Annotated in this window: 11 protein-coding genes; 2 read left to right on the top strand and 9 right to left on the bottom strand. The window is 59.3% G+C overall.

Annotated elements, in window-relative coordinates:
• Positions 1–3: 3 nt before the first annotated feature.
• The gene (locus ACYCVF_RS03165) at positions 4–798 is read right to left on the bottom strand and encodes a WecB/TagA/CpsF family glycosyltransferase (protein WP_459597086.1); all 795 of its coding nucleotides are present in this window, start codon (positions 796–798) and stop codon (positions 4–6) included.
• A gap of 177 nt (positions 799–975) precedes the next feature.
• Here ACYCVF_RS03165 and ACYCVF_RS03160 point away from each other — a divergent pair, with 177 nt between their 5' ends.
• Positions 976–1,863, top strand: coding sequence for a glycosyltransferase family 2 protein (locus tag ACYCVF_RS03160; protein WP_459597085.1), 888 nt, complete (start codon positions 976–978; stop codon positions 1,861–1,863).
• Between the two features lie 16 nt (positions 1,864–1,879).
• Here the strand turns inward: ACYCVF_RS03160 and ACYCVF_RS03155 are convergent, their stop codons facing one another.
• The 8 genes from ACYCVF_RS03155 to rfbC form a co-directional block, all read right to left on the bottom strand.
• Positions 1,880–3,052 (bottom strand): hypothetical protein, encoded by a 1,173-nt coding sequence (locus ACYCVF_RS03155; protein ID WP_459597976.1) that lies wholly within the window; start codon positions 3,050–3,052, stop codon positions 1,880–1,882.
• 24 nt (positions 3,053–3,076) lie between these two features.
• A complete protein-coding gene (locus ACYCVF_RS03150) occupies positions 3,077–4,501 on the bottom strand; it encodes an HlyD family type I secretion periplasmic adaptor subunit (protein WP_459597084.1) in 1,425 nt (474 codons plus the stop codon).
• Positions 4,498–6,711: a peptidase domain-containing ABC transporter gene (locus ACYCVF_RS03145; protein ID WP_459597083.1), complete on the bottom strand. Its 2,214-nt coding sequence runs from the start codon at positions 6,709–6,711 to the stop codon at positions 4,498–4,500. Before ACYCVF_RS03145 ends, ACYCVF_RS03150 begins: the two co-directional genes overlap by 4 nt.
• Complete coding sequence (locus ACYCVF_RS03140; protein WP_459597082.1) at positions 6,689–7,009, bottom strand: hypothetical protein; 321 nt, start codon at positions 7,007–7,009, stop codon at positions 6,689–6,691. Before ACYCVF_RS03140 ends, ACYCVF_RS03145 begins: the two co-directional genes overlap by 23 nt.
• Before the next feature lie 418 nt (positions 7,010–7,427).
• Complete coding sequence (gene rfbA / locus ACYCVF_RS03135) at positions 7,428–8,315, bottom strand: glucose-1-phosphate thymidylyltransferase RfbA (protein WP_459597081.1); 888 nt, start codon at positions 8,313–8,315, stop codon at positions 7,428–7,430.
• On the bottom strand, positions 8,224–9,210 hold the full coding sequence (gene rfbD / locus ACYCVF_RS03130) for a dTDP-4-dehydrorhamnose reductase (protein ID WP_459597080.1): 987 nt from the start codon (positions 9,208–9,210) through the stop codon (positions 8,224–8,226). Before rfbD ends, rfbA begins: the two co-directional genes overlap by 92 nt.
• Positions 9,211–9,217: 7 nt before the next feature.
• Complete coding sequence (gene rfbB, locus ACYCVF_RS03125; RefSeq protein WP_459597079.1) at positions 9,218–10,276, bottom strand: dTDP-glucose 4,6-dehydratase; 1,059 nt, start codon at positions 10,274–10,276, stop codon at positions 9,218–9,220.
• A 13-nt stretch (positions 10,277–10,289) separates the two neighbouring features.
• Positions 10,290–10,847, bottom strand: a complete 558-nt coding sequence (gene rfbC / locus ACYCVF_RS03120; protein ID WP_459597078.1) for a dTDP-4-dehydrorhamnose 3,5-epimerase — start codon at positions 10,845–10,847, stop codon at positions 10,290–10,292.
• Positions 10,848–11,199: 352 nt separating this feature from the next.
• On the opposite strand from rfbC, the gene ACYCVF_RS03115 reads away from it, so the two are divergent.
• The gene (locus tag ACYCVF_RS03115; protein ID WP_459597974.1) at positions 11,200–13,545 is read left to right on the top strand and encodes an AAA family ATPase; all 2,346 of its coding nucleotides are present in this window, start codon (positions 11,200–11,202) and stop codon (positions 13,543–13,545) included.
• Positions 13,546–13,619 lie beyond the last annotated feature (74 nt).

Here is a 13,619-nt window from a genome sequence, read left to right as displayed (position 1 = left end):
GTCTCACCCTCCAATCCGACGCGGGCCAGGCGGCACGGTGCCGGGTCCGTGAAGCGTGTGACGAATCGCCTGCTTGATGAGCGCTTGCGCCAGGATGCCCGCAAACAGCGCGTTGGTCGCGGCGTATCGCCGCCACATCCGCCGGGGCTCCTGATAAACGCGGTACAGCCATTCGAGGCCCAGTCTCTGGATCTGCACCGGTGCGCGCCGCACAGTGCCCGCAAGAACATCGAATGCGCCACCCACGCCCATGATGAACGGTACGCCGAGAGCGTCACGATGAGCGGCGAGAAAGCGCTCCTTCCGTGGTGTCGGCATGCCGATGAAGAGACAATCGGCCGCGCTGGACTGGATGTCCCGAACGACGTCATTCTCCTGCTCGGGTTTGAAGTAGCCGTCATGCCAACCGGCGAAGACGAGTGAGGGATGCCGCTCGCTCGCGCGTTGCACAGCCTGCTGCAGTACGGCGGGGGTGGCTCCTAGGAAATACGGTTTGAAGCCTTCCCGCGCACATTCCGCGAGCAACTCCGCCAGAAGATCGACGCCGGCCACTCGCGAGGTCGCTGGAAGCCCCAATGCTCGAGCGCCCCAAAGAATCCCCATGCCGTCGATGCCGACAATGTCACTGTTGGCGACGTCGGCGGCGAGTACAGGATCGGATCGCATATTGACGAACTTGGCGACGTTTAACGCGACATGCTGTAGCCGTCGGCGGCTACGTATGGCGCTTCGCGCCAACTCGACAGTCTCTGCCATCGTCAGCAGGTCGACAGGACACGCCAGGAACGATGCACGCATTTGAAACGAACTCCGAAAATCCAACTTGGTTTAAGCTGCATTTAAGATTATAATAACAATAATAATCTGCTAATATTTAATTGCAAGGATTAAATTGGCCTTGTCGCACGGCAGAATGCGTAACGCCGCGCTTGCGCCACGCAGCATTCCAGCCTGAATTAAATAGGATTATTTCGAATGATCTCGGTCATTATTCCCCACCTCAACCAGGCCGGTGCGCTGGAGACCTGTTTGAGAAGCCTGGATGCACAGACCCTCGCCCGGGACCTGTTCGAGGTCATCGTGGTGGACAACGGCTCTGCGGTTTCCCCGGTCGACGTGGTTGCCGGCCATCCTGACGTCAGCCTGAAATACGAACCGCATCCCGGTCCAGGGCCGGCGCGAAACGCAGGTGTTGCCGCTGCCAAAGGCGAGATCCTCGCCTTCATCGACGCCGATTGCAGAGCTCATCCGGACTGGTTGAGCAGCGTGATGGAGCGGTGCTACTCGTCGCCGGCGGGCACGGTTCTCGGGGGCGACGTCCGCATCTGGCGACCGGACAATGCAGAGCTTGACGCCATCGCGGCCTACGAGAGCGTGTTCGCTTACCGCTTCAAGCTCTATATCGAGCGCCACGGCTATTCAGGCACCGGCAATATGGCGGTGTTTCGCCGAGACTTCGATCGCGTCGGCCCTTTTGCCGGCATTGACGTAGCCGAAGACATGGAGTGGGGACAGCGTGCGCTGCGCGCCGGACTTCAATTTCGATACGCGCCTGAGATGGTGGTCTTCCATCCGGCTCGGGGCTCTCTCCAGGAGCTCTACACCAAATGGGATCGGCATATCGCGCATTATCGCAAGATGGCGGAAGGTAGACCTGCTTGGCAGTTGCGCTGGACCGCCCAGGCGCTGCTGGTTTTCGCATCACTCGTGCCAAACGCCGTGACCGTGCTGAGCAGCGAGCGGCTGCATGGTACCCGAGTCCGCCTCAAGGCCATTGCGGTATTGTGTGCGGTCCGAACGCACCGTGCACTGACGATGCTCTCGCATCTACGAGGCCAGCGAGCGGTCGCTTGGAATCGATAGCGAAACGACCATTCCGTCAGGCGCCGCGGAAGGCAGCATTGTGGGTCAGCTCCGGCAAGTCGGTACGCCGGCCGAACGACCACAGGATCCAACCTAGTTCGTAGCTGCGACACTCAAGCCGCAGCTCCACATTGGCGCCATCGATGAGCCGCTCCTCGTTGCTCAGCCAGGCGTTCTTGACTGCACGCAACACGCGCGGGAACCTTGTTGCCAGTTCACCCTTTCGAACCTGCGAGCGCAGGGTCAGACTCAGTTCAGGTACCAGCATGGCACGGCCCAGCTGGTTATGGCCGAGAACCCAGTTGAATCCCTTGATCAAGGCGTCCCGCGATTGCATCTGCCCGAAACGCTCGGCCCACTCCAGCAGCGCCGGAGCCATGCCATACTGATGGACTGAATAGACTTCGTAGAAATCAACGACGCGGCCGCTCAACGCGTCGAAAAACCACGGCCATTCGCCTTGTGGGCCCTGAAGCGCCATAAGATTGCGCACGCATGTATCGGCCATAACGAGCGCGGACGCATCGCCGGCGAATTCACCATAGTGATAACAGGCGATCGAGAGATAGGTCTGCGTTGCAAACGACGAGAAACGGCGACGAAGGCCAAACGGCGCATCGAAGAACAATCCCGATTCGCTGTGAAAGCGCTCCGTCAGGAAGCGATAAAGCGGCCTGGCGTAGTGCCACCACTCGTTCTCACCCGCTCTCGCCTGGGCAACGACGCCCGTGAGCAGCATGCCAAGATCCTGCGCACGGAAGCTCTTCCATTGGCCTTCATCGGCAAGAATGGATCTGAGCTCGCATTTGACCGGCTCCGGCATTTCCAGCCCCAGCTCGGCGGCGCACCATAGCGCCATACCAAAGGCATACTTTCGTACGGGAAGCTTCGTGAGTTGCAGGACGTTGCGACGGAATATCTCGGGGATATCGATGCCATCTGGAATTTCGGCAACGCGGGACATCCCGAGAAGAACGTTGAGGGTGTAGAATACGTCGCTGCTCGGGACCGACTCGTTAGGCGAAGAGCGTCCATCGAGGTGGTAGATATGCGACCACCGGCGGTGCTCAGGCAGCCAACAACGTTCCAGCCCGTTGAGCGCGTAATTCACCAATGGAGCATTTTGCGAGAGCTTACTCGCAGCTGTGGGCACCACGAGCTTCACCCCAAGATTCGAACTAATGATCATGTTCAATCGCCATCTCAAGCCGGGTCAGTATTCTCGGATGCCTTCATCCAGTCCGCGCAGCAATGGATAGAGGAAGTAGGAAATCACCGTACGCTTGCCGACCTTCAATTCGGCCGTCACTGCCATGCCCGGGATCAGCTGAGTACGCTCAGGCGGCAGCCGAAGGTGCGTGTCGGACAAATCGACCAGTACGCGGTAATAGGGAGCTGGCGCGCGGCGCGCACCTTCGGCTTTCGGATCCGGAGAGAACGTGTCCTGACTGATGACGCGGACTTCTCCCGTGGCGGTTCCGTACTTCTGGAAGGGAAACGCTTCGAACTTGATGCGGACCGGTTGTCCAAGCGACACCTGACCGATATCCCGCCCCTCGACATTGACCTCCGCCTGAAGAGGCACGTCGCGCGGAACCAGCACGAACAGTGTTTCCGCTTCACGAACCACCGAGCCGACCGTGCGGTTTGCAATTTCCAGCACCACGGCATCGGCTGGCGCCTGCAGGACGATCAACTGTCGACGAAGCTCGGCTTTCTTCATTTCCTCTGCCGCGCTATTCCGCTTCGGCAGCGTCTCCACCAGTTCCTGATAGCTGGTGCGACGAAATTCCTCGGCGAAGACCTTCTGGTCAGCGTTGGCCTTGTCCAGCCGATGCGCACTGTCGGCGATATGGCCACGAACACGCGCCAGATTGCTCTCGACCTCGAGCCGTGCATCGCGAGAAAGCAGGAAGTTCAGCCTCGAACCGACCTCCTTGTCCATCAGTGCGGAGCGCATGGCCTCTATTGAACGCATCGTGTCGAGCCGTTGCAGGAGAACCGCCTCTTCGTTCTGCGCCGTCCTGAGATTGGCTTGTGCGGAGGCGATCTGCGTGCCGTAGTTCTGGATCTGCGCCTCGTAGGCAGCCCTCCTCTGCAGGAACATCTTGCCCTGCAGGATCTGGTCCGCGTTCGTGGGCTCCTTGACCGTATACTCCGTTCCGTTCAGTTCTGCGCCCAGGCGATCGATCGATGCTTCGAATCCAGCCAGCCTGCCGCGCAGCTGATCGAAGTCCGCCTGCGAGAACGTCGGATCGAGGGTCACCAGAACGTCGCCGCGGTTAACGCGATCACCGGCCTTGACGTGGATCTCGCGTATGACCGACGTTTCCAACGGCTGCACGACGAGGTTGGGGCGCGTCGTGGTCAGTTTTCCCTGCGCCGTAACGATCATCTCCACTTGCGAGACGGACGCCCAAGTCACCGCAAAGGCGATTAGTGCAAGTATGCCGTAGAGAGTAAGACGCGCCAGCCGCGGCGGCGTCTGCTGCTCCACCTCCGTGGCATCGCGCTGGAATTCGGCGATCACCCGCGCTCGTCCCGGCAACGGCCCGGGCTTTCGCCGTCGCCCGACCGTTCTGGCCACGACCAGACCGTCCGGTTTCGCATCCGCGGGTGATGGCCTTGTCTGCTTCATGCAGTCTGCTTCATCTGTTGGTTCCACAAATGCCTGTAGATGGTGCATTTCGACAGGAGGTGATCGTGGCGATCCAGGTCGACGATCCGGCCGCGGTCCATCACCAGGATCTGGGTTGCTTCGGTCAGCATCGAGAGCCGATGCGAGACGATGATGACGGTACGCCCTGCCGCCAAACGGCGGAGATTGCGCCTGATGATCATTTCGCTTTCGGAGTCGAGGGCGCTCGTCGCTTCATCGAAAATCACGATCCGCGGATTGACGATCAGGGCCCTCGCGATCGCGAGCCGCTGCTTCTGGCCGCCGGACAGATTCGAGGCGTCTTCCTCCAGCATGGTGTCGAAGCCGCGGGGTAGTCGCTCGATGAACTCGTCGGCGCCTGCAAGCTGCGCCGCCGCGACGATCTCGGCAAAGGTCGCGTCACGTTTCACGCAGGCGATATTGTCACGGACCGTTCCGCGAAACAGGAAATTATCCTGTAGGACGATTCCAAGGCTTCGGCGCAGATGCGCCAGGTCGAGCTCCCTCGAATCATACCCGTCGATGCGCAGCAGCCCCTGCTGCACCGGATACATGCCCGAAATCAGCCTCGTGAGCGTTGTCTTGCCGGAGCCGCTCCTGCCCACGATCCCGAATATCGAACCTGGCTCGATGGTAAGGGAGACGTCATCAAGGGCCGGCGAGCCCTCGGCTCCGTAGCGAAACGAAACGCTCTCGAACTCGATCTTTCCCGCGAGGTCGGGCCGCAGCCCATCTTTCCTGCCGTCGCGCTCGGGCTTCTGGCTCATCACTTCGCCGAGCATCTTCACGGCAAGAGCGACTTCCTGGTACTCATGCACCATGGTCACGAGCTGGACCAGCGGTCCGGACACTCTTCCGGCCAGCATATTGAAGGCGACCAGCGCGCCGATTGTCATCTCTCCGGCAAAGACATCGAGCGCTCCGACGGCGATGATCCCAAGTGTCATGATCTTCTCGAGAAACCCGGTGAGTGCCTGGGCCCCTGCCGAAATCTTCTCGACGCCAAATCGCATGGTCACCGACTGCGCACAGCGGCTATCCCAGATCCCGCCCTGCAGCGGCTCCATGCCGAGCGACTTCACAGTGCGCATACCGTGAACTGTTTCGACGAGCAGCGCCTGCCGCGCACCCTCCGCCTGGTAAAGATCGTAAAGACGCCGCCGGAAAGGACCCATCAGCAGGCCGACGACAGCCGCACTGGCCGCTGTGAACGCCAGAACCATGAGGGTCAATTTGACGCTGTAGAGCGCAAGTACCGGCAGGAAGACGAACAACGAAAGCGCGTCAAGCGTGGTCAAGAACAGTCGTCCGGTCAGAAACTCGCGAATCCGCGCCGCTTGCTGCATGTGCTTGACGAGCACACCTGCCGCCATATGCTCGAAAAACGTGACGGGCAGACCGAGGAGATGACCAAACGTCTTTGTCGCAACGCGAATGTCGACCTTGTTGGTCGCATAGAGCAGCAGGTAGCGCCGCAGAAAGCCGAATATCGCGTCAAAGACGAGCGCTACGGCCGCCCCTGCCGCGAGCACATAGAGCGTGGTGAAGCTCTCGTGAACCAGCACTTTGTCGATGACGAGCTGGAAGAAGATCGGGATGACCAGGCCCAACGCATAGAGCAGGATGGCAGCGATCGCCACGTCCCTGAACAGCCGCCATTGGCGAAGCAATTCCGGTACGAACCACCGGAGGCCGAAGCTTCTCTGATCATCCTTCGTCGACTGCTCGCGCTTGATCAGGATCGCTTCACCGGCCCATTGAGCACAGAACCGGTCCCGATCGACGACCAAGACTTCGTCCTTGCGGTCAGCAAGCGGGTCGAAGACGCGGACGATCTCGCTGCCATCAGCTCCCAGCCCCGGACCAAGAACAACGATCCAGTTGCCATTGGCGAGCCGAGCCAGCGCCGGATAGGCTTCTCCAAGACGAACCAGGGCGCCCCAATCCAATTTCGTGCTTCTCGCGCGCAGGCCGGAATCATTTGCCATGCGCAACAGCAAATTCAACGAGAGCGGGCCAGCGACGGCGTAGGCATGCTTCAAGCGCTCGACCGGCAGATCGATGCCATGATGACTGGAAATCTTGGACAGGCACTCCAACGCCGTCTGCGCCGCCGATCCAGCCGCATCCGCGTCCCGGTCCTTCGCGCCGTCGACGGCATCGATCTCAGCGGAAATTTGAAGAGACATTCAAAGACCGTGTGTTCGGCGCGAGCGCATCGCGCACCCCCGACGCAGCGTTGTGCGCCTCAGATGGCTGATTCCGCCGGATCGCGCCTGCGTCAACCAGGCCTTGAAGCGCCTTCTGCATCACATCGACCGAATTGGCGAAGGATTCGACCGAGAAGATCAGCCGCTGAGAGAACACTCGCTTGGGGGCATTGTTGGCGTCACGCTCGGTCGGGGAAAGACTGACCAGATCGACGCGGACGATGCTTCCGCTGACGGTAATTTCCTCGATTCCATCGGTATAGAGTTCGGCATGCATCCTAAGTCCTCCTATGCCGCTGGCTGCGGCCTGAACACAACGTCAACGCCATAGCTCGTTGAGTTGTAGGTGTTGGCCGGAAACAGGCGATCTGTCCCTTACGCAAACACATCGTCGCCTCCGATCGAAGCGCGAGTCGCCGAGGCCCCACCACGCCAGCAGGCCTGCTGATCTGGAGAACAGAGCGGCCAATCGCGACTGGATGGACACTGAGAAGAGGCGCGGCGTACCGCAGCGCAACTCTGACGGATCGTCGGGGGAGCGGTCCGAGCTGCCCGGCCGAAGAGGCTCGCCTTTTGATCCAGCATGGCCGCACCAATTAAATGTATCGTCGATATATATTTTAAATCAATTTAAATGCGCGGTCAATTTTTTATCTGAATCGTCGACCAAGATTCTGCTATCGGCTGAGCAGCCCTTATTGCGAGGCGAATTGCGGAAGCGCAGTGATCTCGGTCAGATATTTGCCGTAGCCGCTCTTCTCCAGAGGCTGGGCCAGCGCGACAAGTTGATCACGATTGATGAAGCCGAGCCTGAAGGCGACCTCCTCGAGACACGCGATCTTCATTCCCTGTCGCTTTTCCAGGGTCTGCACGAACGTCCCTGCATCGATGAGAGACTCCACCGTGCCGGTGTCCAGCCAGGCAAACCCCCGCCCCATGCGCTCAACGTGGAGCGCATTTGCCGAAAGGTAACGCATTTGAAGATCGGTAATCTCGAGTTCGCCGCGCGATGATGGCTCGACGCGACGAGCGTGGCGGACGACGCGATTGTCGAAGAAATACAAGCCCGTAATTGCCCAGTTCGAAGCTGGCCGCTTGGGTTTTTCCTCGATCGATACTGGGCGATCCGCCTCATCGAACGCGACCACGCCATATCGTTCTGGATCCCGCACGTGATAGGCAAAAACGGTTGCGCCTTCCTCGCGTCCTGCTGCCCTGGCAAGCAACTCGCTCAGGCCATCGCCGAAGAAGATATTGTCTCCAAGCACCATCGCAACCCGATCAGTTCCTATGAAATCGGCACCAACGATGAAGGCGTCCGCGAGACCGGCGGGGCGGGTTTGTTCCGCGTAGCTCAGTCGAATGCCCCATTGGCTGCCGTCGCCCAGCAGCCGCTCGAACTGGCACCTGTCCGAGGGCGTGGTAATGATCAGAATCTCGCGAATCCCTGCCAACATCAGCGTCGACAAGGGATAATAGATCATCGGCTTGTCATAGATCGGGAGCAACTGTTTGCTGACCACGCGCGTGATCGGATAGAGGCGCGTTCCGCTGCCGCCCGCCAGCACGATTCCCTTCAGCATCGGTTTCTCCTTCGAGCAGCTGCTCCAGACAAACTTTGAGCGAATGGCGCCAAGGCGCCAGTCGAATTCCGAACACGCGTTCGGCCTTGGATGAGTCCAAGCGCGAGTTCCGAGGCCGGCGCGCAGCAGTTGGAAACTCCTCGGTCGTGATCGACTCGAGCGCCGGAATCCGGACACCATGACGAGAACGCTCGCAGAAGATCGCCTGCGCAAAATCGTGCCAGCTCGTTTCGCCTTGGCCGGCGAGATGGAAGATGCCAGCCGTGGCCCTGCGATCATTCGCTGCCGACCGTTCCGCGATCCGAAGGACGGCCTCCGCGACGTCGAATGCATAGGTCGGATTGCCATGCTGGTCTCGGACAACCCTAACGACCTGCTGCGTCTCACATAGCCGCAGCATCGTTCGAACGAAGTTGCTGCCGTAGGGGCTGTAAAGCCACGAGCATCTGATCACCGTCGCGAGCGGGTGCGCGGCCAATACGGCAGCTTCGCCGGCCAGCTTGGACGCGCCATAGACGTTCAACGGTGCGGGGATGTCACTCTCGTCGTATGCATCGGGCTTCGTACCGTCGAACACGTAATCGGTCGAGAGATGAATGAGTGGAATATTCATCTGCCAGGCGATATCAGCCAGCGTTGCCGCGCCATCTCGATTGACGCTGAACGCTTTCGCTGGTTCAGATTCGGCCCGATCTACCGCTGTATATGCGGCCGCGTTGACGATTGCGGAGGGCGCGATTGACGCGATGAGCTTGTCGATGCCGTCGCGGCTGTCTAGATCGAGTTCTGGGCGTCCGAGAGACACCGCGGGCAGACCGCGCATTGCAGCCAGATCACGGATGCACCTTGCCACTTGACCATTGCGTCCGGCAATCAGGATGGGGCGATCTGTCATCTTCACCTCAGTGTTGGGAGGCCAGGAGACCGAGACGCGTGCCATCATAGACACCGCGGCGAGTGCGCTCCCACCATGCACGATTTTCGAGATACCATCCGACCGTTTCGGCCAACCCCTGCTCGAAGGTCCTCGTCGGTTCCCAGCCGAGTTCGCGACGCGCCTTCGAGGCATCGATTGCGTAGCGCGCATCATGTCCCGGACGATCCGGCACGAACGTGATGAGAGACCGTCTTGCTCCGGCACATGGAGATAGTCGATCCAGCACGTCGCAAACCCAGGTGACGACATCCAGATTGGAGCGCTCGGCATCTCCGCCGAAATTGTACTTCTCGCCCGGTTTGCCTTCGTGCAGCAGTCTGATCAGGCCGGCGGCGTGATCGTCGACGTGGAGCCAGTCGCGAATATTCCTGCCGTCGCCATAGACCGGTAGAGGCTTGCGGTCGATCGCATTGAGGATCGACAGCGGAATGAGCTTTTCCGGAAACTGGTATGGCCCGTAGTTGTTCGAGCAGTTCGATACGATGACGGGCAAACCGTAGGTTCGAAACCATGCAAGTGCGAGGTGGTCCGATGCGGCCTTGCTCGCCGAATACGGCGAGCTCGGCCGGTAGGGCGTGTCCTCGCGGAAAAAGTCGTCTTTTCCCAATGAACCGTAAACTTCGTCTGTCGATACGTGGACGAAGCGGAATCTCTTCCGCCTCGGAAGCGGCAGTCCTTCGTAGTAGGTCCTGGCAGCCTCCAATAGAGTGTAGGTACCGACTATATTGGTATTGACGAAGGCGCCGGGCCCGTTGATCGAGCGGTCGACGTGGCTTTCGGCCGCCAGATGTATGACCGCATCCGGCTCGTAGTCGGCAAACACGACATCCATAACCTCGCGATCGCAGATGTCGGACTGCAGGAACGCATAGGGCTCCAGTCTCTCGAGGCTCGCGAGCGATGCCAGATTGGCTGCGTAGGTCAACTTGTCGACGTTGATCACCGCCGCGCCGGTCTGCAGCACCAAACGACGACACACCGCAGAACCGATAAAGCCCGCTCCGCCGGTCACCAGGATACGCATCTACTCGTCTCCACTAGTCGAAAACGCAACCAAGCTGGTTGAGCGCAGGAAGGAGCTGGTCCTTCGGCGACAACCGAGCCTCTGAGGGCGTCACGGGCCACTCAATCTTTAGTGCTGGATCAGCCCAATGGATGCCGCCGTCATGGCTCGGGGCATAGACCTGATCCACCTTGTACAGGACCACCGTCTTGGGCTGCAGTGTACAGAAGCCATGCGCGAACCCCTTCGGAATGAACACCTGTTCTCCGCTTTCGCTGTCCAACTGGATGGCGATGTGCTTGCCGAAGCTGGGCGATGAACGCCGGAGATCCACTGCGATGTCGAGAATGGCGCCGCTCAACACCCGTATCAGCTTCGCCTGCGCGAAAGGCGGTCGCTGGAAATGCAAGCCGCGCACCGTGCCGATACGATCCGAGCTGGATTGATTATCCTGAACGAAGTCATGGAGAATTCCCTTCTCCGCGAAAGCCGATCGCTGGAAGGTCTCGGAGAAGTAACCGCGGGCGTCGGAAAACCGGTCTGTGCGAATTACTTTGACATCAGGGATCGCCAAGGATCGCAGCTCCAGCATTGAGTACTCTCTTGTCAGCCTAAATACAGACCCGGTTTCGATGAGGTGGCCATAATGCGACTGAATTATTCCTCCGCCCCTTCCAAAACCCCACCCCAAACACCCTCATTACTTTCGACGGAACCGGCGGTCCGGGATTAACGACCTGATATACTTATGTTTTTCCTACAATTAATTCCGAAACGGTCGCCGACTCGCTGTTTTATCCACCAACAGATTAATATATGCTCTATTTAATTTGGCAAGAAGATTTTTATAATGTATATAATCTCCAACTGCTCGCTCGGCCCGCTTGAATGCCGGCCTGCGAGCAGGCGGCCGCAACGTGACCCACCGTCGGGACAGGTACGTGATGCTCCAGAACAATCTCAAAGACACGGATAGACTACGGCTGCCGGTGAACTTGGCCCAGCCCGCCCAGACGGACGGCGGCGGGATCACCGACATCATTCATCTCGGGATCGGGCTTCTACGACGTCAATATCTCGTAATCCTTGTCACTGCTGCACTCGTCATTGCAGCCAGCCTGATCTATCTCCGGGTGGCGTCTCCAACCTACACGGCGCAGGTTCAGATATTGTTGGCCAATCCAAGGGCCCAATTTGTCCAGCAACAGTCACTCCTGGCCGAGCCGCCTTTCGATCTCAATCAAATCGAGACCCAACTTCAACTCGTGAGATCGAGGGCCACGGCGGTCGCCGTAATCAACCAGCTGAAACTCATGGACGATCCGGACTTCATTGCCTCAGGGCTAACCCTGCAGTCGGTCTCGCAACGAATTCGGTCATGGGCCTCGATTGGATCGAAGAAAGATGCGCCATCCGACAAGCATGACCAACCATCGGACGCTATCCCAGACGGCGTCGTAGACGCATTTCTCAGCCGGCTTTCCGCTTTGCGCGTGGGGTACAGCACCGTCATTGACATCAGCTTCAGTTCGAGAAGCTCAGTCCGGGCCGCGGAGATCGTCAATGCAATAGCCAACACCTATGTCGCAGATCAGCTCAATGCAAAATTCGACGCCAATCGCAAGGCGACGAGTTGGCTGCAGGACAGGCTGCGCGATCTCGGGGACCAGGCCCTCGCGGCACAGCGGGCCGTCGACGTCTACAAGACCCAGAACAATATCGTGTCTTTGGATGGAAAACCCATCGACGAGCAGCAGATCACGGAAATCAACAATCGACTGGCCCTCTCCCGTGCCCAGACCTCCGAGGCGACAGCCAAGCTGGCTCGCTATGAAAGCCTCCTTGCCTCCGCCCCGAGGAACTCGTCCACGATGGTCGATCTGGATGCCATCGGCAGCGATGGGCTGAACAGCACGATCATTACGGGCTTACGTCAACAGTATCTGGAACTCACCCGACGCGAGGCCGAATTGACGGCGAGGGTCGGTCGCGATCACTTGGCGGTCGTCAATGTCCGGAACCGCGCGCGGGAGTTTCGGGTCTCCATTCTCGAGGAGATCAGGAGACTTGCGGAAGTCAGCCGCAGCGAATTCGAACTCGCCAAGCAGCGTCAGGAAGAAATCGAGAAGCAACTGTCCAAGGCCGTCACGCAATCCCGCTCAGTCAACTATGCCGAGCTGACCATCAAGGATCTCGAGAGCCGGGCAAAGGGCTTGCGTAGCTTGTACGAGACCTTCCTGCAGCGCTACATGAGCTCCGCACAGCAGGAAACATTTCCCATCTCGGAGACGCGGGTGCTTTTCCCCGCCTCGCCACCGTCGAGCAAGAGCAAGCCAAAGTCGAGGCTGGTGCTGGCGCTCGGCATCGTCGGCGGTCTCGCGCTCGGCATCGGCTTGGCGCTCCTCAGAGACCTCATGGACCGCGTCTTTCGTACCTCTTCACAGGTGGAAACCGTGCTCGAACTGCCTTGCCTGTCCTTGGTCCCGTTGTTGCCGGCCCGCAAGTCCCCGAAGCCGGCACTTCGTCCCCAGAAGACCGATGACGATGTTCAGCAACGGATAGTTTCGCCCTCAACCGCAATCCATCGGACCGTGGTCGGGATGCCACTTTCTCGATATACCGAGGCAATCCGTTCCATCAAGCTGGCAATCGACCACAACCCGGCGAAAATCTCCTCGCAGGTCGTCGGTATTACCTCGGCCCTGCCCAACGAGGGAAAGACGACGATCGCCGCCTCGCTCGCACAATTGATCGGACACACCGGCAAAAAAGTCATCATAGTCGATTGCGACCTCAGGAATCCCTCACTGTCTTCCATCCTCGCCCCCAGAGCGGCCAGCGGAATCATCGAAGTTGCAAACGGCACCCGATCGCTGTCCGAGGCGATCTGGCGGGATCCGACCACCAATCTTGCATTTCTACCCGCCGTGCGGCGGGGGCCTTTGCTTCACACCAGCGAAATTCTCTGTGCCGACGCGATAAGCAAGCTGTTCGACCGTTTGCGGGCCGACTATGACTACGTCATCGTCGACCTTCCTCCGCTGACCCCGCTGGTTGATGTGCGAGCCACCTCGTCGCTGATAGATTGCTACATCCTCGTCGTCGAATGGGGCCGGACCAAAATCGATGTGGTGCAGCACGCACTGCATACGGCTCCCAACATTCACGAAGCGCTGATTGGGGCAGTTCTCAGCAAGACGGATACCAAAGCAATGGCTCGATATGACGGTCATCGCAGCTACTACTATCATGACAGTCACTACATTCGTTACGGTCTTTCTGGCTCTTGAGGCTCTCTCTTAGCGGCACGCACGTTCTCCGGCGAATGCATCAGCGGAGTGGCCGGACCACAGCATGGTGTTTA

This window comes from Bradyrhizobium cedriense (assembly GCF_054602315.1).
This window is presented reverse-complemented; position numbering and strand designations above follow the sequence as displayed.

Bases quoted from the DNA above. Each gene is read 5' to 3' on its own strand.
- rfbA (WP_459597081.1), bottom strand. From the start codon at position 8,315: ATGCTGAAGGGAATCGTGCTGGCGGGCGGCAGCGGAACGCGCCTCTAT.
- ACYCVF_RS03115 (WP_459597974.1), top strand. From the start codon at position 11,200: ATGCTCCAGAACAATCTCAAAGACACGGATAGACTACGGCTGCCGGTG.
- rfbD (WP_459597080.1), bottom strand. From the start codon at position 9,210: ATGACAGATCGCCCCATCCTGATTGCCGGACGCAATGGTCAAGTGGCA.
- ACYCVF_RS03145 (WP_459597083.1), bottom strand. From the start codon at position 6,711: ATGTCTCTTCAAATTTCCGCTGAGATCGATGCCGTCGACGGCGCGAAG.
- ACYCVF_RS03155 (WP_459597976.1), bottom strand. From the start codon at position 3,052: ATGATCATTAGTTCGAATCTTGGGGTGAAGCTCGTGGTGCCCACAGCT.
- ACYCVF_RS03150 (WP_459597084.1), bottom strand. From the start codon at position 4,501: ATGAAGCAGACAAGGCCATCACCCGCGGATGCGAAACCGGACGGTCTG.
- rfbC (WP_459597078.1), bottom strand. From the start codon at position 10,847: ATGCTGGAGCTGCGATCCTTGGCGATCCCTGATGTCAAAGTAATTCGC.
- rfbB (WP_459597079.1), bottom strand. From the start codon at position 10,276: ATGCGTATCCTGGTGACCGGCGGAGCGGGCTTTATCGGTTCTGCGGTG.
- ACYCVF_RS03165 (WP_459597086.1), bottom strand. From the start codon at position 798: ATGCGTGCATCGTTCCTGGCGTGTCCTGTCGACCTGCTGACGATGGCA.
- ACYCVF_RS03140 (WP_459597082.1), bottom strand. From the start codon at position 7,009: ATGCATGCCGAACTCTATACCGATGGAATCGAGGAAATTACCGTCAGC.
- ACYCVF_RS03160 (WP_459597085.1), top strand. From the start codon at position 976: ATGATCTCGGTCATTATTCCCCACCTCAACCAGGCCGGTGCGCTGGAG.